Genomic DNA, 23,972 nt, shown 5'->3' on the forward strand with positions numbered 1-23,972 from the left:
CAAGCACTTAGACTGAAAACTCGTTAGAAATCAACGAGTTGCGATAAGCGGGTGTAGTTCAATGGTAGAACGGCAGCTTCCCAAGCTTCATACGAGGGTTCGATTCCCTTCACCCGCTCCAGCTCCCATTCCCAGGCATTCCTTGCGACCTCCATGAAGGTCCACGCGAAGGAAGTCTGCGCGATCTGGCCAAAGCCAGCGCCTCCACGGGGCACGACACCGGGAACACCGGTGTTTCTGGTTGGACTCAAGCCGCCTCGCTCACCAACTGCACCAGCACATCCGCCAGCGGCGCGCAGCCACGGCACGCACCACCGTGCGCACCGGACTGGGCGCCAAGTTCACACGTGCACGTCAAGGCGTTGACACGCGCGCAAGCTGTCGTTCTTCGACGCTGTGGACTGACCCGACCCCGTGCGTGCAAGAAGCGATTCAGGTCACTGCACCTCGTCGCACCACACCCTGAACCCGTCCAGCTCGTTGGGCCCGAAGGTGCTGGACAGCGCGACATCGCTGGCGTCGCGCCCTTGCGCGATCAGCACGCGGCCGATGCGGGGCACGTTGTTGCGCGCATCGAAGGTGTACCAGCGGTCGCCCAGGAAGGCCTCGAACCAACCCGCGAAGTCCATCGTGCCGTACGGCGGCAGGGTGCCGACATCGCCGAGGTAGCCAGTGCAATAGCGGGCCGGAATGTTCAGGCAGCGGCACAGCGTGAGCGCCAGGTGCGCATAGTCGCGGCACACGCCTTGCCCTTCGTTGAAGGCCTCAAAGGCTGAGCGGGTGCGCCGTGCGTGCTGGTAGCCGAACTCGATGTGGTGGTGCACGAAATCGCACACCGCCTGCACGCGGCCCCAGCCGGTCGGGCCGTTGCCGAAGCGCTGCCAGGCGAAGTCGGACAGCAGGTCGGTCTCGCAGTAGCGGCTGCCCAGGAGGTAAAGCAGGGTGGATTCGGGCAGGTACTCCACCGGCACCTGCGGCGCCGAGGGCACGACGACGTCCGGCGCGCCGCTGTCGCGGATCACGGTGTCGGTGCTCAGCACGAAGCGGCCCGCAGGCGCGACCAGGCGTGTGCACCAGTTCCCGAACAGGTCGCGGTAGGCGGTGGTGGGGACGGACGGGTTGGTGAGCAGGTGGTCGGGGCGCTGCAGGTCCGAGGCGCGCGAGTAGTGGATGCTGAGGGTCAGGATCATCGGCGTCGGCCGGGGAAACTGGTACGCGATCTCGAAGCCGAGGTGGATGTTCATCGGCCCATGATGCGCCTTCGTTCGCGGGTGCGCGGGAATTCGCGGTGGGTTTCAAGCTGCACGGATCGTCGGCGCTCCTTGCGCAGGATGGCTTCCAGCGCTTTCATGGCTTGCGAAGCCCGACAGACGCAGGGATCGCCGGGACATGCCCGGCTGCTAGAGTGGGCCGCTCCATCAAGGGCGCAAGAATGGGCTTGTCGGGCATCCTCGTCGCACTCCTGCTGCTGATCTGGCTGGCGTTTCGCAGCTGGAGCGTGCTGCTGCTGGCACCGGCCGCCGCGGCGCTGGTGGCGCTGCTGAGCGGCGAACCCGTGCTCGCGCACTGGACCCACACCTTCATGGGCAGTGCGGCGCATTTCCTGGCGCAGTACTTTCCGCTGTTCCTGCTCGGCGCCGTGTTCGGCAAGCTCATGGAAGACAGCGGCTCGATCACCGTCATCGCCGATGTGCTGATGCGACGCCTCGGGCCGCGCCACGCGGTGCTGGCCGTGGTGCTGGCCGGCGCGCTCGTGACCTACGGCGGGGTGAGCCTGTTCGTCGCCTTCTTCGTGCTCGCGCCGATGGCGCAGCAGCTGTTTCGCGAGGCGGGTGTGCCGCGCCGCCTGATGCCTGCCGCCATCGCGCTGGGCACCTCGACCTTCACGATGTCGGCGTTGCCCGGCACGCCGGCGATCCAGAACGCAATTCCGATGCCGTTCTTCGGCACCACGCCGTTCGCCGCGCCGGGGCTGGGGCTCATCGCGTCGGCGGTGATGCTGGCCTTCGGCCTCGCATGGCTGCGGCGCCAGGAGGCGAGGGCGCGCCGCGCGAACGAGGGCTTCGGTGCCGATGGCGCACGCGCGGCGCCGGCCGCGCTCGAGAACGACGCCACGCTGCGCGAACGCGCCAGTGCCGCGCGCGAGTTCGATCCGGCCGAGATGGCGCACAGCCGGCGCGCCGAGGTGGCACCGCGTGCGCTGCTGGCCTTCCTGCCGCTGGCGGTGGTCATCGGCGTGAACCTGCTGATGTCGCTGGTCGTGCTGCCGCGCGCGAACCTGGCGTACCTGGCCGCGCCCGAATGGGGCGGGCTGTCGCTGTCGGCGGTGGGCGGGGTCTGGTCGGTGCTGGTCGCGCTGGCCTGCGCCATCGCGGTGGTGATCGCGACCCAGTGGCGCCGGCTCGATTCGCTGCGCGCCACGCTCGGCGCGGGCGCCAACGCCGCTGCGCTGCCGGTGCTCAGCGTGGCGAGCCTGGTCGGCTTCGGTGCGGTGGTGGCGGCGATGCCGGCCTTCGGCCTGGTGCGCGATGCCGTGCTGGGCATCGGCGGCGGGCCGCTGGTGTCGCTGGCGGTGTCGACCAACGTGCTGGCCGCGCTCACGGGCTCGGCCTCGGGCGGCCTGACGATTGCGCTCGACGCGCTGGGCGGCACCTACCTGGCGCGGGCCGCGGCCATCGGGCTCGATCCGGCCCTGCTGCACCGCGTGGCGGTGATCGCCTCGGGCACGCTCGACAGCCTGCCGCACAACGGCGCGGTCGTCACGATGCTGACGGTCTGCGGCTGCACGCACCGCGAGAGCTACCGCGACATCGTGATGGTCAGCATCGTCAGCGCCTTGCTGGCGCTGGTGGCGGTGATCGGGCTGGGGACGGTGTTCGGATCGTTCTGAGCCGTTGGAAGTGTGGCGAAAACGCCGAGAAAAATATTTCTCCGGGTTTTTCAGCGTCGCTGCCTGTTTCGTAGGCACCGTGTTGCAGGCCCCGCCAGGCAACGGTTTCGCGCGCTGCACACACGGTTTTCCACAACATTGTCCCCATCGGATTGGGAAAACCCGTCACTTCGGTGTGCTAGGGCCCTCGCTGGGCAGGGGGAGCAGCAGCCAGACGGTCGTGCCGACGCCGGGCGTGCTCTGCGCGCCGAGGGTGCCTTGGTGTTTCTGGACCACCGCACGCACGACCGAAAAGCCCAGGCCCATGCGCCGCGTGCCCGTTCCCTTCGTGTCGCCGGCGGCGGTGTCCGCGATGCTCGGGGTGCGTCGGCCGCGCGGTGCGTGGAGCAGGGCGTCGAGCTGTTCGGGCGTCATGCCCGAGCCCTGGTCGCCCACGGAAATTCGCACGCGGGCCGCGTCGGTGGCTGCGGCGCCGGGCGCGAGGTCCATGCGCAGTGCCACGCTGCGGCCGGACGGGCTGTGGCGGATGGCGTTGTTCAGCAGGTTGACGATGGCGCGGGTCAGCAGGGCGCCGTCGGCGTGCAGCAGGGTGTCGCCGGCGGCGTCGTCGACGCGGGCTTCGACGCGCACGCCGTGGGCCTGCGCGTAGTGCCAGACCTGGTCTCTTGCATCGAGCAGCACGGCGCCGACGTGCGTGTCTGCAAAGCGGTAGTCGTCCGATTCGGCGAGCGCGAAATCCATGAAGCCTTCGGCCATGGCGAGGGTGCGCTCGGCTTCGCGGCGGATCGCCGTGCGCATCGACGCATCGCCGGCTTCGTTCATCGCGAGGATGCTGAGGATCGTGACCTGCGGGCTGCGCAGGTCGTGCGACAGGAACTGGCGCCACTCGTCGCGCTGGCGCTGCGCCTCGCGCTCGGCCGTGAGCTCGGGCAGCATCACGACCCAGCCGCGGTCCTCGGGCGCGTCGCCGCTGAAGGCCGCGGCCTCCGGGCGGAACACGCGCGCGTCGGGTGTCACGTACTCGCCATGCAGCCGATCGGTCCAGTGGTCGGCGTCCGTGCGGGCCGGCGTGCCGTTGGCTGGCGGCACGGCCAGGGGCGCGATCAGCTCGGGCAGCCGCATGCCGCGCAACGCGACCGGGGTCGGGTCGTCGCCGTGCGATGGCATGGCGCTGCCGCCCAGCAGCCGGAAAGCCGCCGCGTTGCCCGACCCGATGCGTCCCTCTTCGTCGCAGATCAGCATGGCCACGGGCATCGCCTGCAGGGCCTTGTCCATGAGCTGCTGCATGCGCCGCAGGCGGGCAATGGCGCGGTCGAGCGCCTGCTTGGGATGCTCCGCCGGGTCCGCAGGCTCGGGCGCACGGGCCGGCACGACTTCGAAGGTGCCGCCCGGGAGCGCATCGAGCACCTGCGCGCGCTTGCGCAGGTAGATGAACTGCGACTCCAGGCGGCGCCAGCTCCACAGCAGGTAGAGGATCGCCAGGCCGAGCATCGGCGCGGCGGGCGGCAGCCAGTGGTGGCACGCCAGCATGGCAACGCCGCTGATCAGCAGGCAGGTGCTCGCCAGGCCGACGGCGATCGGCAGCGCATGCCGGCCCCTGCGCAGCAGCAGCCACAGCGCGATCCACAGCGGCACGACGGTCCAGGCCGCATGCCACAGCGGGGGCGACACGCTCACATTGCGCCCGTGCATCAGGTTGTCGATGGCATTGGCGTGCACTTCCACGCCGGGCAGCACGCCGCGGATGCCGGCGTTGGGCGTGAGCGTCTGGTCGCCGAGGCCGGGCGCGGTGGCGCCCACGAGCAGCAGCTTGTCGCGCAGCAGCTCGACGGGCACTTCGCCGCGCAGCACGCTCACGTAGGGCACGGTGCGGTAGCTGCCGCGCGGGCCGGCGAACAGCAGGCGCAGCGGGCTCTGGCGCAGCCAGTCGACCGGCGTCGCCTCGGGGTCGGCCACGGGCTGCGGGACGCGCTGCGCCATCAGCGCGCCCACGTAGGGCTGCAGCTGGTTCGGATAGCCCTCGAGCAGGTACAGCGTGCGCGCCACGCCGTCGCTGTCGGGCGCCAGGCCGGCATGCCCCACGCCGCGGGCCTGGGCGGCAAAGTCCGGCAGCGGCGGCAGGAAGCCCGGCCATTCGTGGCTGGTGAAGGCCAGGGGGCTCGCGTGCAGCAGCGGCAGGTACACGGGCAGCAGGCCCATGGCCTGCGCCAGGCGTGCGTCCTCGCGCGGGTCGGCGCTGGGCTCGGTCAGGAAGAGGTCGAGCAGCACGGCGCGCGGCGCCGCCGGCGCAAGCCGTTCGAGCAGGCGGGCGTGGGTCTCGCGGCTCCAGGGCCAGCGCCCGAGTTCGCGCAGGCTGTGCTCGTCGATGGCGATGATCAGGATGTCGGGCGACGCCCGGTGCGAGGCCAGGATCAGGAGGCGGTCGTGGATGTACGCATCCAGCTGCAGCAGGCCCGGGCGGTGCGCCAGGCCGAGCATGGCCAGCGGCAGCAGCAGCGCCATCAGCAACCGTTCGAGGACGAGGCGCATGCGCGTGCCCCGCTTCAGCGCACCGGAATGTCGAAGCTTCCGCCGAAACCGGTCGCTGCGGACGCAGCACCGTCGGGGGTGGCCTGGCGCGCGCGCCAGTGGTAGCGCCCGCCGAGCACGAAGGGACCGACCGTCATGCCGGTGGCGTAGACCGCAGGCTCGTTCACCAGCAACACGGCGAAGTCAGGGCTGCGCGAGAGTTCGAAGGTGTAGCGTTGGCCCGCGAGGCCCGGCCAGCGGACCTCCACGCGCCCGTCCGAAAGCACGGACGATGTGCCCGGGCCGCCCGCGCCGCCTTCGACCGTGGGCAGGTAGACCGCGCCGTCGCCCGGCAGCCCTTCGAGCCGGGCGGCGTCGAAGGCCGTGAGGCGCAACTGGTAGAGGCCCGACGGCAGTTCTGCCGGCACCGTGAAGGAAGGTCCTGGGCCGCGTTGTTCGTACACCGGCAGCAGGAAGCGCTCGTCGCGCGCCAGTTGCAGGCGGTAGGTTTGCGCGCCCGCAACGGGCGTGAAGCGGAACGTGCGGTCGTTGCGCGCCGTTGTTTCAGGCACCAGCTGGGGCGCCGGCAGCAGGCCCTGCGCCTGCGACGGGCCGCTCTCCAGCAGCACCGCGCCGCGGCCTTCGCGCAGCACGAGCGGCGGTTCGGACTGCGCGGGGCCTTGCACGACCACCTCGCCCGAGATCACTTCGCCCGTCAGCACGCCGTCTTCGTCGCGCACGCGGAAGTGCGTGCCCCGCACGCCCAGGCCCATCGACCGCGCGCGGATCTCGAACTGCTGGTTCGGCTGCTGCTTGTGCACCTGCGATTCGACGCGGCCTTCGATCAGCCGCAGCCGCACCGTGGTCGCGTCGATGGCCAGCACCTCGAGCGCGCTGCGCGAGGGCAGCACGACGCGGCTGCCACCCGTCACCCCGAGGGTCACGAAGGCGTCGGTGCCGGTGATGAGCGTGTCGCCGGCCTGGATGGGCATGCCGGGCGTGAGCGCCTGTTCAGGCACACCCGCGCGCTTGCGCGAGGCCCGGCCTTCGACCGCGGTGACCACCGCGGCGCCCTCGGGCACCAGCCGGCCGTCGGCAAAGTACAGCACCGTGCCCGGCTGCAGCAGGCGCGGCTCGCCCACCTGGTTGCGCTGCTGCACTTCGGGCCAGCGCAGCGGCGTGTCCAGCTGCTGGCCCGAGATGCCCCACAAGGTCTCGCCGGGCTTGACCACATGCGGCGACTGCGCGTTCGCGGCCATCGCGGCGACGAGCAGTGCGGCACCGGCCACGAGGCGATGCAGGCGAGGCCTGGTGTCGCGCGTCGCCATCACGCATCCACCTGCGGTTGTTGCGTGGCTTCGAGCCGGTAGCCGCGGCCGTACACCGTGCGCAGGCTCAGTCCGCTTTCGGCTTCGAGGCCGAGCTTGCTGCGCAGCCGGTAGATGTGGCTGTCCAGCGTGCGCGAAGGCAGCTCTTCGTTGCTGTAGCCGGCGCTTTCGAGCAGATGCGCGCGCGACACCGTGTCGCCCATGTGCTGGAACAGTGTCAGCGCGAGCTTGAATTCGCGGTCGGTGAGGGCATGCCGCTGCGGCGCGGCGTCGTCGCCCGGGCCCGGGTGGATCAGCACGCTTTGCGACACCCGTTCGAACTCCCAGCGGCCGAAGCGCTCGCCGTCGGACGGCGCCACCGGCACGCGCCGGGTCATGAGGCGCTGCACGCGTGCACGCAATTCCAGCGGTCGGAAGGGTTTGACGATGTAGTCGTCGGCGCCGAGGGTGAGGGCCTCCACCACGTCGTGCTCGGAGGCACGCGAACTCAGCATGAGCACCGGCACCTTGTCGGTCTGCCACTTGCGCAGCCACTGCAGCAGTTCGACGCCGGCCAGGCCGGGCACGTTCCAGTCGAGCACCAGCAGGTCGAAGCTCTCGCGCCGCAGCGCCTGTTGCAAGGTCGACCCGTTCGAAAACGTGATGCAGGTCACATTCGTCTCGCCAATTGTTAACAGCTGCTCGAGTGTCCGCACGAGATGCGAGAGCTGGTTCGGGTCGTCTTCAAGGATGGCGATGCGCATGGACTCCAGGGGTGGCGGTGGCAATTTTGACAGTGAATCCACGCCCGAAATCTGACGAATTCCGTAGCGTAAACGTTAGCAACATTGTTGGCGATGGTTATGAAGTAGTAAAGAAATTCACAAATGCAGACTAAAGCTGGCTGCAAATCTGACCAAACCTCACGCGGGCCCCTTGGCCTTCGGAGGCCCCCGACATCATCCGCCCCCTGTAGCGCCACCCGGCGCTCCGATCACTCCACATCTCCGGTTATCTCCGCTCGCCATGTCGCGATCCTGCGGGGTGCGGCCGGCTTGCATTTGAGGAACAGGGGAAATGAACAAGTCTTATCGGTCCATCTGGAATGAGGCGCTGGGCGCCTGGGTTGCTGCGTCGGAAACGACCCGGGCGCGCGGCAAGCGCGGCAGCGTGGTGCGCGCGGCCGTGACGGCCGGGGTGATGGGCGCGGCGCTGCTGAGCGGTGGCCAGGGCTGGTCGCAGACGATGATCAACGAAGCCGTCCCCACGGGGCACCCGGGTCCTGACGCGGTGCCGGGAGCCATCCTCGACATCAACTCGTACACCCGCGGCGTGATGATGCCGCGCGTGGCGCTCACCGATGCCACCACCTGGGGCCTGCCCGGCGGCGTGCCGGCCGACGGGATGATGCTCTTCAACACCACCGCCGGCACCACCACCAATGGCCTCACGCAGGGCTTGGTGACCTGGAAGGGCGGGCGCTGGGTGAGCGTCGACGAGACACCGTACCTGCACGTGAATTCCACGGCGGTCGGCAATTCGACGCAAGCCAACTCGGGCGCCATCGGCGCCAACAGCGTGGCGATCGGGCCCGATGCCAAGGCGCAGGCGGCCAATACGGTGGCGATGGGCAATGGCGCCCAGGCGCTCATGGACGGCGCGATTGCCATCGGCCAGGGCGCCAATACCGGACGGCAAACGGCCGCGAAGGACGCCATCGCCATCGGCACAGGCGCCAGCACGGGGGAGTACGCGCAAGCCGCCATCGCCATCGGCGCCAAAGCCGTCGCGGGCTCGGGCCGACCGGGCGCCATCGCCATCGGCGAAGGGGCGCAGGCGATCGGGGGCAATGCCATCGCCATGGGCAATGGCGCTGTTGTCAACGGGGCGTCGTTTGCCGTCGCCGTGGGCGATGCCGCGAAGGTGACCGGCGAATACGGTGTGGCAGTCGGTTCGGGCGCGCAGGCCGGCGGTGCCTACGCAACGGCGGTCGGCCCTGGGGCCGGCACCTCTGCCACGGGCGAGAGCAGTGTCGCCATCGGTCACGCAGCCGGCTATTCCGTGACCGGTGCCACGAACGTCGCCATCGGTCGCAGTTCGGGGCGAGGCCTCACGGGCGAGGGCAATATTTCCATCGGTGCGGATGCGGGCAACAGCGGAACCGCGCGCAACCACAGCGTGGCCATCGGTACCAACAGCGTGGTGCAGGCCGACTCGGCCATCGGCATCGGTCAAGGGACCATCGCCGGCGGCGCCAACGCCGTGGCCATCGGCGGCGACGCGACGCAAGGCGCCAACGGTGTCGCGGGCGCCGCCCGTGCCGAAGGCGCTCGCAGCGTGGCGCTGGGCTACGGCGCCATGACCAACAGCGCCGACAGCATTGCGCTGGGCGACAGCACGACCAACGGCACCGACACCATCGCGGCAGGACGCGGCGCGCTGGCGCAGGGCACCTTCGCCACGACCATCGGCGCCAACACACAGGCCACGGCCGTCAATGCAACGGCGGTGGGTGCTGCGGCAAGTGCCGCAGACGCCGCCCAGGCCACGGCTGCGCGCGCCACCGCGTTGGGCTACGGCAGCCTGGCCAGCGGCACGGACAGCGTGGCCATCGGCGACAGCACCGCCAGCGGCGCCAAGGCGATCGCCTTCGGCAGCGGCGCGCAGGCCAAGGGCACTCAGTCGATCAGCATCGGCACGGGCAACGTCGTCAACGGCAACAACAGCGGCGCCATCGGCGACCCGACCGTGATCGACGGCGCCAACAGCTACAGCGTGGGCAACAACAACACGCTGGGTGCGGCGGCGAACAACACCTTCGTGCTGGGCAACAACGTCAACGTCAACGTGGCCAACGCCACGGCGCTGGGCGATTCGACCAGCGTGACGGTGGCCGACGGCGTGGCACTGGGCAGCAAGTCGGTGGCGAGCACGGACAAGGGCGTGGCGGGCTTGGACCCGGCCACGGGCCTGGCCTCGACGGACACCTCGGCCGCGTGGAAGAGCACGCTGGGCGCGGTGAGCGTGGGCGGCAATGGCCAGACACGCCAGATCACAAACGTGGCGGCGGGCACGCAAGCCACCGACGCAGTGAACGTGGCGCAACTTCAGGCTGCGCAGGCCGCGGCGACCACGCACTACTACAGCGTGAACGATGACGGCAAGCAAGGCGGCAACTACAACAACGATGGCGCCAGCGGCAAGAACGCGATGGCCGCCGGTGTCGGCGCCCAGGCCTTGAAGCGAGGCGACGTCGCGATGGGCTTCCAGGCCGTCGCCAGCGGGGCAGACGTCCTGAACGGGCCGACCGAGAACTGGAGTTCCGTAGCGGTCGGCACCTATGCCACCGCCAGCGAAGGCAACTCCGTCGCCCTGGGCGGCTCGGCCAAGGCCGAGGGACGCGGTACGGCGCTGGGTTCGCGCGCCGAGGCCGGCTACGACACCGTCGCGATCGGCACGTTCGCGGGCATGGGCCGCCCCGCCAAGGCCGACCCCAACGATTTCAGCAATTCGCTCAACACCTTCGTCGGCAGCGGCTCGGGCGTGGCCGGCAATGGCGCGCGCAATTCCTACGTCGGCAACCAGGCGGGCCTGTCCGTGCAGGGCGACGAGAACGCCGGCATGGGCTACGGCGCGGGCGGGCTCTCGGCCGGCAACCGCAACGTCGCGGTGGGCCAGCGCGCCGGCCAGTTCGTGACGGGCGACCAGAACATCAACCAGGGCACGATGGCGGGCTTGCAGTCCAAGGGCAGCAACAACATCGCGCTCGGCACCCTGGCGAGCGCCAACCTGGCGCTGGCCGCGCAGGACCCGAATGCCCCGATCTCCCAGGCCGCCGTGCAGGCGGCGAACCTGGCGGCGCAGACCGAGTACATGGGCTTTCTGGCCAAGCGCGGCGTGACCGAGGCCGGCCTGGCCGACGGCACCTACACCCTGGACGCCAGCGGCAACGTCATCGAGGCCAGCAGCGGCAACGTGCTGGTCACCGCCGCCGAGCTGCAGACCTCGGTCACCCAGGCCTTCCAGCGCAACGGCGTGGCCGGCATCGACGCCAGCCGCACGACGGCCATCGGCCACCTGTCGCGCGCCACCGGCGACGACGCCGTGGCGCTGGGCTCGTCGGCGGTCGCCGGCGACAAGGCCGCCGTGGCCGTCGGCACGGCGAGCAAGGCGTTCGGTGTGTCCAGCGTGGCCGTGGGCGACAGCGCTTTCGCGCAGGGTGAAGCCTCCATTGCCATGGGCAAGGGTGCCCAGGCCAACGGCACGCAGTCGATCAGCATCGGCACGGGCAACGTCGTCAACGGCAACAACAGCGGCGCCATCGGCGACCCGACCGTGATCGACGGCGCCAACAGCTACAGCGTAGGCAACAACAACACGCTGGGCGCTGCGGCGAACAACACCTTCGTGCTGGGCAACAACGTCAATGTCAACGTGGCCAGCGCGACAGCACTGGGCGATTCGACCAGCGTGACCGTGGCCGACGGCGTGGCACTGGGCAGCAAGTCGGTGGCGAGCACGGACAAGGGCGTGGCGGGCTTCGACCCGGCCACGGGCCTGGCCTCGACGGACACCTCGGCCACGTGGAAGAGCACGCTGGGTGCGGTGAGCGTGGGCGGCAATGGCCAGACGCGCCAGATCACGAACGTGGCAGCGGGCACGCAAGCCACCGATGCGGTGAACGTGGCGCAGCTCAAGGCGGGGCAGACGCACTACTACAGCGTGAACGACAACGGCGTGCAGGGCGGCAACTACGCCAACGACGGCGCCACCGGCATCAATGCCCTGGCAGCGGGCGTGGGCGCGCAGGCGAACGGCGAGCGCAGCGTGTCCATCGGCTATCTGGCCGGCGTGGGCGCCAGCGCCGGCCTGGCCGGCCAGAACAACGTGGGTATCGGCACCGAAGCGGGTGGCGGTGTCGTGGGTTCCAGCAACACCGCCGTGGGTTCCGCTGCGGGCAAGGACGTGGCCGGCAGCTCGAACGCAGCGTTCGGCATTGCGGCGGGCCAGGGCGTTCAGGGCGACTACAACCTCGCGATGGGTGTCTACAGCGGCATCGGGACCAAGGGCACCTACAACACCGCGATCGGCGGCAGTGCGGGCCAGGCCGTGAACGGCAACGACAACATCGCCATGGGCGACCTGTCGGGCGCCTCGGTTGTCGGCGATACGAACGTCGGCATCGGCGCGGCGGCGGGCGCCGGCACCAAGGGCAACAGCAACGTCGCCATCGGCACCCTGGCGGGCGTGGTCGATCCTGCAACGTTGAGTGGCATCGCCGCCGACAACACGGTGAGCATCGGCAACAGCGCCGTGGCCAGCAAGAACGACGGCGTTGCCATCGGCCGCCAGGCGCAGGCCAGTGCGGCCAACGGTGTCGCACTCGGCGCGGACTCGAAGGCGACGCAGGACGCGGCCGCATTGGCGCTCAAGAACGCCTATGTGCCGGCAGGCGCGACGGCCGTGGCCGGCGCCATGCCGGTGGGCGAGGTGTCGGTGGGCAGTGCGGGCAAGGAGCGGCGTGTCACCAACGTGGCGGCCGGTTCGGACGATACCGATGCCGTCAACGTGAGCCAGCTCAAGGGCGCGCAGACGCACTACTACAGCGTCAAGTCGGCGAACCAGGCGGCGGGCTCGAACTACAACAACGACGGCGCCACCGGCGTGGACAGCCTGGCCGCCGGCGTGAATGCCGCTGCCGGCGGAAACAGCGCCATTGCCATCGGCAACAGCAACGCCGCAGGCGCACGCGCCATCGCCATGGGTTCGAAGGCGTCCGCGCCAGAGGCGGATACGGTCGCCATCGGAACCGGCGCCGCGGCGCTGACCAGCAATGCGACCGCGCTGGGAGCTGGTGCGCTCGTCAGCGCGTCGGGCTCGGGCTCCACAGCGCTGGGCGCAGGCAGCAAGGTCACGGGCGCACGGTCGCTCGCGGTGGGAAGCAGTTCGGTGTCTGCCGGGCAAAGCAGCGCCATGGGCTACCTCAACAACGTCGACAACACGGGCGGTGACGGCGCAGCGTTCGGCTCCTTCAACACGGTGTCCGGCACGGGCCGCGGCTCCCTGGCGCTCGGCTTTGTCAACACGGCCTCCGCAGATGCCGCCACTGCCGTGGGGCAGCGCAACGTGGCCTCCGGCAGCAAGAGCGTGGCCTTGGGCCACGGCAACAAGGCCGCCGGCGCCAACAGCATCAGCATCGGCACCGGCAACACCGTCAACGGCGACAACAGCGGCGCCATCGGCGATCCGAGCGTGATCGACGGCGCCAACAGCTACAGCGTGGGCAACAACAACACGCTGGGTGCTGCGGCGAACAACACCTTCGTGCTGGGCAACAACGTGAACGTGAACGTGGCCAACGCCACGGCGCTGGGCGATTCGACCAGCGTGACCGTGGCCGACGGCGTGGCGCTGGGCAGCAAGTCGGTGGCCGACAGGGCCGCCGGCGAGCCCGGCTTCGACCCGCGCACCGGCACGTTCAGCACGGCCTCCACCCCGACCTGGAAGAGCACCCTGGGCGCGGTCAGCGTGGGCAACGGCACCGACACCCGGCAGATCACCGGCGTGGCAGCGGGCACCGCCGAGACCGATGCGGTGAACGTGGCGCAGCTCACCGCTGCGCAGACGCATTACTACAGCGTGAACGACAACGGCACGCAGGGCGGTAACTACGACAACAAGGGCGCGACCGGCATCAATGCGATCGCGTCAGGCGTGGATGCCGTGGCCGCGGGCGTGGGCACCGTGGCGGTCGGCAACTTGGCCGGCTCGGGCAGCACGGCGGCTGGCAATTCGCACAACACCTTCGTCGGGTACGCCGCGGGCCGGCAGGTCGTGGGAGCGGACAACACGGCCGTCGGCAACAGTGCCGGTGTGTCGGTGACGGGCGGGACCAACACCGCGCTCGGGGCGAGCGCGGGCGCCCGCGTCACCGGGGATTCCAACATCGGCATCGGCGTGAACGGCGGGGCGGTCACGACCGGTTTCTCCAACGTGGGCATCGGAAGTTCCGCGGGGCAGGGCACCAACGGCGCCTTCAACGTGGCGCTGGGCGGTCTTGCCGGCGGCGGGGTCCAGGGCAGCGCCAACGTCGCGATCGGCTTGAACGCGGGCGAGAGCATCAGCGCCAGCAACACCGTCGCCATCGGCAACCGTGCCAAGGCCACGGGCGACAGCGGCGTCAGCATCGGCACCGATGCCAGCGCCACCTACGCGAACGCGGTGGCACTGGGTGCCAACAGCACCACGGCCTCGGACCTGACGACGTTGAACGCGAACGCGGCCTATGTGCCGCCGGGCGCCACGTCGGTCGCCGGCGCGACGCCGGTGGGCGAAGTGTCGGTAGGCGGCGTGGGTGCCGAGCGGCGCATCACCAACGTGGCGGCCGGCGCGGTCGATACGGATGCGGTGAACGTGAGCCAGCTCAAGGCCGTCGATGCGACCGCCAACGCGGGATGGAACGTGGCGGCCAACGGCGAAGCCACGGGGGGCAATGTCGCACCGGGCGCCAAGGTCGACTTCAGCAATTCGGACAGCAACATCGCGATCACGCGCACCGGCACCAATCTCGACTTCAAGCTCGCTGACGATGTGAAGGTCAACAACAGCGTGACGGTGGGGCAGAGCGTGCTCAACACCACGGGCCTGACGGTGAACGACGGCGCGGGCAATGTCACGAAGACGACGGCAGCGGGCACCACGGTGACCAACGGCACGACGACCACGGTCGTCGCGGCCGGTGGCGTGACCAGCGGCAGCGTGAATCTCAGTGGTGTCAGCAACGACATCCAGGGCCTGAGCAACAAGACGCTGACTGATCCGAGCTTTGCGACGGTGGGGCGCGCAGCGACCGAAGAGCAGCTCAAGATCGTCAATGACACGGCCAGCGCAGGCTGGAACGTGGCAGCGAACGGCGAAGCCACGGGCAGCAACGTGGCGCCGGGCGGCAAGGTCGACTTCAGCAACTCGGACAGCAACGTCACGATCACGCGAAGCGGTACGAACCTCGACTTCAAGCTGGCTGACGATGTGAAGGTCAACAACAGCGTGACCGTAGGCCAGAGCGTGCTCAACACCACGGGTCTGACGGTCAACAACGGCACGACGACCACGGCGGTCGCCGCCGGCGGCGTGACCAGCGGAACGGTCAACCTGAGCGGCGTCAGCAATGACATCCAGGGCCTGAGCAACAAGACGCTGACCGATCCGAGCTTCGCGACGGTGGGCCGTGGGGCCACGGAAGAGCAGCTCAAGATCGTCAACGACACCGCCAGCGCGGGTTGGAATGTCGCAGCCAACGGCGAAGCCACAGGTGGCAATGTTGCACCGGGTGCCAAGGTCGACTTCAGCAACTCCGACAGCAACATCGCGATCACGCGCACCGGCACGAACCTGGACTTCAAGCTGGCCAACGACGTGAAGGTCAACAACAGCGTGACAGTGGGCCAGAGTGTGCTCAACACCACGGGCCTGACCGTGAACGACGGCACGACCACCACGGCCGTTGCCGCCGGCGGCGTCACCAGCGGCACCGTCAAGCTCAGCGGCGTCAGCAATGACATCCAGGGTCTGAGCAACAAGACGCTGACCGACCCGAGCTTCGCGACCGTGGGCCGCGCTGCGACGGAAGAGCAGCTGAAGCAGGTCAACGACACCGCCAGCGCAGGCTGGAATGTCGCAGCCAACGGCGAAGCCACGGGCGGCAACGTCGCACCGGGCGGCAAGGTCGACTTCAGCAACTCGGACAGCAACATCGCGATCACGCGCACGGGCACGAACCTGGACTTCAAGCTCGCCGACGACGTGAAGGTCAACAACAGCGTGACCGTGGGCCAGAGCGTGCTGAACACCACGGGCCTGACCGTGAACGACGGCGCGGGCAATGTCACGACGACGTCGGCGACGGGCACGACCGTGACCAACGGCACGACCACTACAGCGATGGCTGCCGGCGGCGTGACCAGCGGAACGGTCAACCTGAGTGGCGTGACGAACGACATCCAGGGCCTGAGCAACAAGACGTTGACCGATCCGAGCTTCGCGACGGTGGGCCGTGCAGCGACTGAAGAGCAGCTCAAGATCGTCAACGACACGGCCAGCGCAGGCTGGAACGTGGCGGCCAACGGCGAAGCCACGGGCGGCAATGTCGCACCGGGCGGAAAGGTCGACTTCAGCAACTCGGACAGCAACATCGCGATCACGCGCACGGGCACGAATCTCGACTTCAAGCTCGCTGACGATGTGAAGGTCAACAACAGCGTGACCGTGGGCCAGAGCGTGCTGAACACCACCGGCCTGACGGTCAACAACGGCACCACGACCACCGCGGTGGCTGCAGGCGGCGTGACCAGCGGCAGCGTGAACCTCAGCGGTGTCACCAACGACATCCAGGGTCTCAGCAACACGACGTTGACCGACCCGAGCTTTGCGACGGTGGGGCGTGCGGCCACCGAAGAGCAACTGAAGAAGGTCAACGACACCGCCGGCGCGGGCTGGAATGTCGCGGCCAACGGCGAAGCCACGGGCGGCAATGTCGCACCGGGCGGCAAGGTCGACTTCAGCAATTCGGACAGCAACATCGCGATCACGCGCACGGGCACGAATCTCGACTTCAAGCTGGCTGACGACGTCAAGGTCAACAACAGCGTGACGGTGGGGCAGAGCGTGCTCAACACCACGGGACTGACGGTCAACAACGGCACCACGACCACCGCGGTGGCCGCAGGCGGCGTGACCAGCGGCAGCGTGAACCTCAGCGGTGTCACCAACGACATCAAGGGCCTCAGCAACACGACGTTGACCGATCCGAGCTTCGCGACGGTGGGGCGTGCAGCCACTGAAGAGCAGCTGAAGAAGGTCAACGACACCGCCAGCGCAGGCTGGAATGTCGCGGCCAACGGCGAAGCCACGGGCGGCAATGTCGCGCCAGGCGGCAAAGTCGACTTCAGCAACTCCGACAGCAACATCGCGATCACCCGCACCGGTACGAACCTCGACTTCAAGCTGGCTGACGATGTGAAGGTCAACAACAGCGTGACCGTAGGCCAGAGCGTGCTCAACACCACGGGTCTGACGGTCAACAACGGCACGACGACCACGGCGGTCGCCGCCGGCGGCGTGACCAGCGGAACGGTCAACCTGAGCGGCGTCAGCAATGACATCCAGGGCCTGAGCAACAAGACGCTGACCGATCCGAGCTTCGCGACGGTGGGCCGTGGGGCCACGGAAGAGCAGCTCAAGATCGTCAACGACACCGCCAGCGCGGGTTGGAATGTCGCAGCCAACGGCGAAGCCACAGGTGGCAATGTTGCACCGGGTGCCAAGGTCGACTTCAGCAACTCCGACAGCAACATCGCGATCACGCGCACCGGCACGAACCTGGACTTCAAGCTGGCCAACGACGTGAAGGTCAACAACAGCGTGACAGTGGGCCAGAGTGTGCTCAACACCACGGGCCTGACCGTGAACGACGGCACGACCACCACGGCCGTTGCCGCCGGCGGCGTCACCAGCGGCACCGTCAAGCTCAGCGGCGTCAGCAATGACATCCAGGGTCTGAGCAACAAGACGCTGACCGACCCGAGCTTCGCGACCGTGGGCCGCGCTGCGACGGAAGAGCAGCTGAAGCAGGTCAACGACACCGCCAGCGCAGGCTGGAATGTCGCAGCCAACGGCGAAGCCACGGGCGGCAACGTCGCACCGGGCGGCAAGGTCGACTTCAGCAACTCGGACAGCAACATCGCGATCACGCGCACGGGCACGAACCTGGACTTCAAGCTCGCCGACGACGTGAAGGTCAACAACAGCGTGACCGTGGGCCAGAGCGTGCTGAACACCACGGGCCTGACGGTGAACAACGGCACGACCACCACGGCCGTCGCGGCTGGTGGCGTGACCAGCGGCACCGTCAAGCTCAGCGGTGTCAGCAACGACATCCAGGGCCTGAGCAACAAGACGCTGACCGACCCGAGCTTCGCGACCGTGGGCCGCGCGGCCACCGAAGAGCAGCTCAAGCTGGTCGACGCCACGGCCAGCAAGGGCTGGAACCTGAGCGCGAACGGCGAGGCAACGCCGCAGAACATCGCACCGGGCGGCACGGCCAACTTCGCCAACGGCGACAACATGGTCGTCACCCGCAACGGCAACACGCTGACCGTGGCGACCGCCAAGGACGTGAAGTTCGACAGCGTGACCACCGGCGACACGGTGATGAACAACGCCGGCGTGACCGTCGGCCCGAACGTCACCCTCGGTGCGACCGGCCTGACCATCGTCGGCGGTCCGAGCGTGACCACGGCGGGGGTCGACGCGGGTGGCAAGGTGATCACGAATGTCGCGCCGGGCGTGGCCAACACCGATGCGGTGAACGTCAGCCAGCTCAAGGACACGGTCGCCGAGAGCAAGACCAAGTACTACAGCGTGAACTCGACCGGTGGCGGCAACGAGAACAACGACGGTGCCACGGGCGCCGACGCGATCGCTGCGGGCAAGGACGCACAGGCAACGGCCGTCAACGCGGTGGCGATGGGCACGGCGGCGCAGGCCGCGGGCGTCAGCGCCACGTCGATCGGCAATGCCGCCTGGGCGATGGGCGACCGCAGCACGGCGGTGGGTTACTTCTCGACGGCCGACGGCATCGACAGCGCGGCCTTCGGCGCCTGGGCGCGGGCTGCGGGCAACGGCAGCGTGGCCGCGGGCGCGGCCTCGAACGCCTCGGGCGTGGCAAGCGTCGCGATGGGCGCGGCGAGCGCCGCTGTCGGCGATGTGAGTGTGGCAGTGGGCGCAGGCAGCACGGCCGCCGCGGCCGGCGGTGCGGCCCTGGGCGCAGGCTCGGTGGCAGACCGCGCAGCGGGCGTGAAGGGCTATGTGCCGCCAGAGGCGACCGCGGCACAAGCGGATGCCATCGCGGCCACCACCAGCACGACGGGTGCGGTGGGCGTGGGCGACGTCGCCAACGGCGTGTTCCGCCAGATCACCGGCGTGGCCGCCGGCTCCGCACCGAGCGACGCCGTGAACGTGGCGCAGCTGCAGGCGGTGGCCAGCCAGGCTGCGGCGGCGGGCAGCAAGTGGATCACCGGGTCGCCGACGACCTACGTGGCGCCCACGTCCACGGGCACCGACAGCACGGCGGTGGGCTCGGGCGCGGCGGTCAAGGCCGACCGGGGCGTGGCCATCGGAACGGGCGCCGTGGTCACCACGAAGAACAGCGTCGCGCTGGGCAACGACTCGACCACGGCGGAGGCCAAGCCCACCAAGGAGGTCACGCTCCAGGGCACGACCTATCAGTTCGCCGGCACCAAGCCGGTGGGCGTGGTCAGCGTCGGCTCGAAGGACGCGGAGCGCCAGATCACCAACGTCGCGGCCGGCGAGATCAGCGCCACCAGCACCGACGCGGTGAACGGCAGCCAGCTGTACGCGACGAACCAGGCGATCAACAACATGACCACCGGTGGCGGCGGCATCAAGTACTTCCACGCCAACTCGAAGGCGGCGGACTCGAACGCCGCCGGCGCCGAGAGCGTGGCCATCGGGCCGAACGCGGTCGCGCTGGGCAACAACGCCATCGCCACCGGCAACGGCGCGCAGGCCAAGGCGGCCGGCAGCATCGCGCTGGGCGCCAACAGCACGGCCAGCGCGGCCAACAGCGTGGCGCTGGGCGACGGCGCGGTGGCCAACCGCGCCGGCATGAACGGCCAGCGCGAGATGTTCTCGAACACCGTCGTGCAGTCGGCGCAGGGCGCGGTGTCGGTCGGTTCGGCCGGCAACGAACGCCAGATCACCAATGTGGCCGGCGGCACGCAGGCCACCGACGCGGTGAACGTGCGCCAGCTGCAGGCCGTGCAGCAAAGCGCGGTGCGCTACGACACGAACGTGGACGGCAGCGTCAACTACAACAGCGTGACCATGGGCAACGGCGCCTCCACCGGCCCGGTGACGGTGCAGAACGTGGCACCGGGCGTGGCACCGACCGACGCGGTCAACGTGCAGCAGCTCAACCAGGCCGGCGCGGCCAACATGGCCTACACCGATGCGCGTGCCAACGCGCTGGGCGGCGAGATCCGCAATGTGGCGAAGAACGCGTATGCCGGCGTGGCCGCCGCCATGGCCGTGCAGATGCCGGGCACCTCGGTGCCGGGCAAGACGGTGATGCGTGTGGGTTACGGCACCTTCAAGGGCGAGAGCGCGGTGGGCATCAGCTTCCGTCGCACGGCCGAGAACAACGGCTGGAGCATGACCGGCGGCGTGGGCATGAGCCGCGCCGGGGCGGCGGCCACGGTCGGCGCCGAGTGGGTCTTCAATTGAAGCGGGAGAGAAAAAGAATGAAGCAGATGAATCGAACCCTGTCCGCCGTCGCCCTGGCGGCGGTGCTTGCGGCCCTTCAAGGCTGCGCCTCGCCCGGCGCCGCCATCGACAAGGACGCGCAGGCGCGCGCCGCGGCCGAGAAGCCGGCGCCGCCCAAGCCCGAGGAGTTTCCCGACCTGGGCAGCGCCAAGTGGAAGCAGGGCGCCTTCCCCGGCGTCGACAAGTTCCAGCGCGTGCGTCCCGGCATGGGCAAGGACCAGCTGCGCGAGCTGCTGGGCTGGCCGCACTTCAGCGAAGGGCTGTGGGGCGTGCGCGAGTGGAACTACATCTTCCACTTCTACACGGGCAAGGGCAGTGACTACACCACCTGCCAGTACATGGTGCGTTTCAACGGCAACGAGCTGATGACCGGCGGCTGGTGGAAGAACCCCGACTGCGCCTTGCTCGCGCAACCGCCGCTGGCCACGCCGATCCCGGCCAGCACGAAGCTGGCACCGCCGCAGAAGGTCACGCTCAGCGCCGACGGGCTGTTCCGCTTCGACGGCGCCTCGCTCACCGACCTGCAGCCCGCAGGGCGCGCGCGGCTGGAGCACCTGGCCGGCGAGCTGCGCAACAACTTCCGGTCGCTGCACTACATCGTGGTGACGGGCCACACCGACCGGCTGGGCGGCGACGCCTACAACGAGGCGCTGTCGCTGGAGCGTGCCAACACCGTGCGCGACCTGCTGGTGCAGCAGGGCCTGGACCGCAAGCTCATTCGCACCGCGGGCATGGGCAAGCGCCAGCCGGTGGTGTCCGATTGCGAAGGCACCCAACGCACGCCGGCGCTGCTGCAATGCCTGCAGCCCAACCGACGGGTCGAGCTCGACATCGCAGGGGAGCAGTGACGATGAACGCGCCCGCTCCTTCGGGATACCGGATCGCGCTGGTCGATTCCGACGCCCTGCAGCGCGCCTGCACCGGCAACTCGCTGACTGCATTGGGGGCCGACTTCATCCCGTTCGTGCGCATCGCCGACCTGATCCAGGCGCTGGAGGTGGGCCAGCGTTTCGACGGGGTGATCGTCGGGCTGCACGCCGACGCGCAGAAGACGGTGGCGCGCGTGCCCGCCATGCACCAGGCGGCCGACTGGATGCTGCCGCTGCTGTACCTCACGCACCGCTCGGAGCTGCCGAGCGTGGAGGCGGTGCCGGTCGCGGTGCGCGCGCAGCGCTCTTTCGAGCTGCTGCTGACGCCCGTGTCGAACGAGGATCTGGGCGTCTGGCTGGGGTCGCTCGACGGCCGGCTGAAGCCGGCGCGGCTGATTCGCGTGGGGGCGGACGCCTGACGCGTGCCCGGGGCCCGGCCCGATGCAGGGCCGGGCCTGTCAGAAATTCACGGCAAGGGCGGCATGGCGTGGCCGGCCTCGTCGCGTGAACTCCCTCTCCTTGACGGGTTTGGACACGGGCCACACCGGCACCAGCCGGTAGCCCTGCTTGTAGACCGCGCGCAGCTCGTACCCGTTCTCGGCGCACAGGTCCAGGCGCTTGCGGATGTTGGCCGCGCACACATCGAGCACGCGCGTGCCTTCATAGGGCGTGGTCTTGTCCCAGATCGACTGCCACAGCCAGTCGCGCGTGATCACCTGCCCGGCATTGCGAAACAGGGTGACGGCGAAGGCGTACTGGCGCGGCTGCAGGCGGATGCGCCGGTCGCGCAGCAGCACGGTGTGGGCCATGTCGAGAAAGCGGTAGGGACCCCAGGTCGGTGGGCCGAGGCTGGCGGTCTGTGCGGCATGCCGGGCGCGCAGCAGCAGGGTGCGCATGCGCCAGGCCAGCTCGTTCATGGCGTCGTCGATGCCGGCGCCGTGCAGCTCGATGAAGTCGTCCCAGACCGGCGCGTCGCGCCAGGGCAGGAGCTGCTCCCACCGCTTGTCGCGCACGATGAGCAGCGTCTGGATGTTCAGCGCCCGGCAGGCGGCAAAGAGGCTGCGGGAGGCCAGTTCGTTGTCGACCACCACGAGCAGCAGATCGACCTGTCGGCCGCTGTCCAGCGACGCAAAGAAGTCGGCCAGGCTCGAGAACTGGAAGGCGTCGTAGCCCAGGAGGGGCAGGTTGTGCAGCAGCTGCCCGCCGGTCACGCCCTGTTCGTCGAGCAAGGCCACGCGCGTGGTGAGCGGCATGGCTCAGGACGCCTTCTTGCCGTCCCGGGCCGCCAGGACGACGGTGCCCACGGCGCACACCGCGAACAGGATGCCCGTCGGAACGGCGCCGATGCTGCCCAGCAGCCCGCTGTACAGGTCGGTCAGCATGGCGATGAGCCGGTTGCCGCTGGACTGGCGGCTCAGGTCGTTGGCAATGAATGCGTTGAACGACAGCACGGCGAACACCAGTGCCACAAAGCCAGCCACGATCCACTTCACGATGTTTTGCTCCCTTTTCCCCGGCGCAGCGCAGGCTGGCCGCCCGGGTCCTTCGATGCTAGTGGCGGCTTCGAGGGAGGAGTCTGATGAATTCTTTCAGCGCGGTTCGCGTCGGCGACGGGCGGCAGGCGGGTGGCTTGGGGCGGTGGGAAACAGCCCGGAAAAATATTTTTCCGGATTTTTTCCGCCCGCTGCCTGTTTCGCAGGCACTGCGTTGCAGGCCCCGCCAGGCAACGGTTTCGCGCGCTGCACACACGGTTTTCCACAACGTTGTCCCCATCGGATTGGGAAAACGCGTCATTTCGATGTGGTAGGGCCCCTGGAGGGGGCGCGGCGGACAAAAAAATACCCGCCGGGGCGGGTATTTCGAGGGGCCCCCGAAGGGGCGCGCTCTAAGGCAAACAGAGAGCTCTTCTTCTGCGGCCCTGTTGCGTGACAGCAAGCTCATCCTCGGTGACGAAGGGCCTGCGGCCTGTCAGCGGAAAAATGTCGTAACCGTAGGACAAGTTAAAAAGTGTGAAGAATTTGGCACTTTTTCGAGCTTCCGGGGATACCCTCGGTCCGAACGATCGTGCAGAACTGTCGGTGTTGTCCGACAAGCCGGGGGCGGCCCGGGCCCTAAATTTTGCGGACTCGCTTCAAGTGCGGGTTCTCTGTGCGTGACAGCAATCCAGAGATTCAGCCCAGCATCGTGCTGGGTTTTTTTTGCCCGTTTTGGGGTGGTTTCGGCTCGTCAGCGCAGGAAGACGTGCTCCATGAACTGCCGGATCGGGTACTGGATCACCGTCTGCACCCGGGCCGGCAGCTCCAGCGGGCGCATCAGCATCTTCAGCGTGGCGCCGGGGCTCAGGTTGTTGCGGATGGTGCTGTTCATGCGCGCGCTGAGCTGCTGCACGTAGGCCGCGTCGCCGGCCCGGTGCGGGGCGCGGGCCTGCAGCACGTGGCGGACGGCGCAGTCGGCGTCCTCGCTTTTCAGCTCCAGCGTGCGCCGGCCGATGGTGCCCATCACGCGGAAGCGGTTCAGCCGCTCCTGTGCGCGGTAGCGGCGGAAGAACCGGTAGAAGTGCTTGTAGTGGTTGACCTCGTCGGTCGCGATGCGCGTGGCCAGGTCGCGCAGCACCGGCTCGGTGGTGCTGCGGGCCATGGCGCGGTAGTAGGTGGCGGTGCCGGTCTCGACCACGCAGCGGGCGGTCATTTCCAGGGCACGGGTCGGGGCCAGCAGCTCGACCTTGCAGTAGGTGGCGTATTCCGCCAGGAAGCCGCGATAGGCGGTGTCCCAGTCGAACTCGGGCCACACATGGCGCACGTAGGCGCGCAGGGCCTGACCGTGTTGCAGCTCTTCCTGCTCCCAGTGGTTCGACAGCCACTCGGTGACCTCGTCGTCGCCGCGGAAGAAGTCGACCAGGTTCTGCGTGTACAGGTCGGAGCCGCTCTCGATGAAGGAGGCCGACGCCACCAGGTAGAAGAGGTTTTCGTCCGAGCGCACCTGCTCGCGTGCGATGCGGGAGAAATCGAGGTCTTCGATCTTCCAGTGTTCCGAGGCCTGACCCGCCATGCGTGCTCC

Annotated in this window: 11 protein-coding genes and 1 tRNA gene; 5 read left to right on the top strand and 7 right to left on the bottom strand. The window is 69.0% G+C overall.

Annotation, left to right across the window (positions count from 1 at the left end; translation table 11 throughout):
* The first annotated feature begins 47 nt into the window (after positions 1–47).
* Positions 48–121, top strand: a tRNA-Gly gene (locus AC07OH_RS03925).
* A 316-nt stretch (positions 122–437) separates the two neighbouring features.
* Here AC07OH_RS03925 and AC07OH_RS03930 read toward each other — a convergent pair.
* Entirely contained in the window at positions 438–1,244 is an 807-nt protein-coding gene (locus AC07OH_RS03930) for a transglutaminase-like domain-containing protein (RefSeq protein ID WP_489057112.1), read from the bottom strand.
* A gap of 188 nt (positions 1,245–1,432) precedes the next feature.
* Between AC07OH_RS03930 and AC07OH_RS03935 the strand changes: the two genes are divergently transcribed.
* Positions 1,433–2,890: a GntP family permease gene (locus AC07OH_RS03935; RefSeq protein WP_495299684.1), complete on the top strand. Its 1,458-nt coding sequence runs from the start codon at positions 1,433–1,435 to the stop codon at positions 2,888–2,890.
* Between the two features lie 165 nt (positions 2,891–3,055).
* Here AC07OH_RS03935 and AC07OH_RS03940 read toward each other — a convergent pair whose 3' ends face one another.
* The 3 genes from AC07OH_RS03940 to AC07OH_RS03950 are packed head-to-tail and all read right to left on the bottom strand — an operon-like array spanning position 3,056 to position 7,469.
* Positions 3,056–5,419: a CHASE2 domain-containing protein gene (locus AC07OH_RS03940; RefSeq protein WP_495299685.1), complete on the bottom strand. Its 2,364-nt coding sequence runs from the start codon at positions 5,417–5,419 to the stop codon at positions 3,056–3,058.
* Positions 5,420–5,433: 14 nt separating this feature from the next.
* Positions 5,434–6,726 carry a FecR family protein gene (locus AC07OH_RS03945; protein ID WP_495299686.1) on the bottom strand — a complete coding sequence of 431 codons (1,293 nt, stop codon included), beginning with the start codon at positions 6,724–6,726 and terminating at the stop codon, positions 5,434–5,436.
* Positions 6,726–7,469 (bottom strand): response regulator transcription factor, encoded by a 744-nt coding sequence (locus AC07OH_RS03950; protein ID WP_495299687.1) that lies wholly within the window; start codon positions 7,467–7,469, stop codon positions 6,726–6,728. The genes AC07OH_RS03945 and AC07OH_RS03950 overlap by 1 nt, the downstream gene beginning before the upstream one ends.
* A gap of 313 nt (positions 7,470–7,782) precedes the next feature.
* Between AC07OH_RS03950 and AC07OH_RS03955 the strand changes: the two genes are divergently transcribed.
* From AC07OH_RS03955 to AC07OH_RS03965, 3 genes are read left to right on the top strand one after another with little or no spacing between them, the layout of a single operon-like run.
* Positions 7,783–20,007, top strand: a complete 12,225-nt coding sequence (locus AC07OH_RS03955; RefSeq protein ID WP_495299688.1) for an ESPR-type extended signal peptide-containing protein — start codon at positions 7,783–7,785, stop codon at positions 20,005–20,007.
* 26 nt (positions 20,008–20,033) lie between these two features.
* Positions 20,034–20,894: an OmpA family protein gene (locus AC07OH_RS03960; protein WP_495299689.1), complete on the top strand. Its 861-nt coding sequence runs from the start codon at positions 20,034–20,036 to the stop codon at positions 20,892–20,894.
* Between the two features lie 2 nt (positions 20,895–20,896).
* Positions 20,897–21,334, top strand: coding sequence for a hypothetical protein (locus tag AC07OH_RS03965; RefSeq protein ID WP_099796569.1), 438 nt, complete (start codon positions 20,897–20,899; stop codon positions 21,332–21,334).
* Positions 21,335–21,373: 39 nt separating this feature from the next.
* On the opposite strand, the gene AC07OH_RS03970 is transcribed toward AC07OH_RS03965, so the two are convergent.
* The 3 genes from AC07OH_RS03970 to AC07OH_RS03980 form a co-directional block, all read right to left on the bottom strand.
* Complete coding sequence (locus AC07OH_RS03970; protein ID WP_495299690.1) at positions 21,374–22,168, bottom strand: winged helix-turn-helix domain-containing protein; 795 nt, start codon at positions 22,166–22,168, stop codon at positions 21,374–21,376.
* 3 nt (positions 22,169–22,171) lie between these two features.
* A complete protein-coding gene (locus AC07OH_RS03975; protein WP_492678465.1) occupies positions 22,172–22,408 on the bottom strand; it encodes a hypothetical protein in 237 nt (78 codons plus the stop codon).
* Between the two features lie 733 nt (positions 22,409–23,141).
* Entirely contained in the window at positions 23,142–23,963 is an 822-nt protein-coding gene (locus AC07OH_RS03980) for a ferritin-like domain-containing protein (RefSeq protein ID WP_495299691.1), read from the bottom strand.
* Positions 23,964–23,972 lie beyond the last annotated feature (9 nt).

This window comes from Variovorax sp. GW821-FHT10C12 (genome assembly GCF_059415405.1).

What these genes read in the sequence shown, in the direction of transcription:
- AC07OH_RS03960 (WP_495299689.1), top strand. Translation starts at nt 20,034, where the DNA reads ATGAATCGAACCCTGTCCGCCGTCGCCCTGGCGGCGGTGCTTGCGGCC.
- AC07OH_RS03980 (WP_495299691.1), bottom strand. Translation starts at nt 23,963, where the DNA reads ATGGCGGGTCAGGCCTCGGAACACTGGAAGATCGAAGACCTCGATTTC.
- AC07OH_RS03940 (WP_495299685.1), bottom strand. Translation starts at nt 5,419, where the DNA reads ATGCGCCTCGTCCTCGAACGGTTGCTGATGGCGCTGCTGCTGCCGCTG.
- AC07OH_RS03955 (WP_495299688.1), top strand. Translation starts at nt 7,783, where the DNA reads ATGAACAAGTCTTATCGGTCCATCTGGAATGAGGCGCTGGGCGCCTGG.
- AC07OH_RS03965 (WP_099796569.1), top strand. Translation starts at nt 20,897, where the DNA reads ATGAACGCGCCCGCTCCTTCGGGATACCGGATCGCGCTGGTCGATTCC.
- AC07OH_RS03930 (WP_489057112.1), bottom strand. Translation starts at nt 1,244, where the DNA reads ATGAACATCCACCTCGGCTTCGAGATCGCGTACCAGTTTCCCCGGCCG.
- AC07OH_RS03970 (WP_495299690.1), bottom strand. Translation starts at nt 22,168, where the DNA reads ATGCCGCTCACCACGCGCGTGGCCTTGCTCGACGAACAGGGCGTGACC.
- AC07OH_RS03950 (WP_495299687.1), bottom strand. Translation starts at nt 7,469, where the DNA reads ATGCGCATCGCCATCCTTGAAGACGACCCGAACCAGCTCTCGCATCTC.
- AC07OH_RS03935 (WP_495299684.1), top strand. Translation starts at nt 1,433, where the DNA reads ATGGGCTTGTCGGGCATCCTCGTCGCACTCCTGCTGCTGATCTGGCTG.
- AC07OH_RS03945 (WP_495299686.1), bottom strand. Translation starts at nt 6,726, where the DNA reads ATGGCGACGCGCGACACCAGGCCTCGCCTGCATCGCCTCGTGGCCGGT.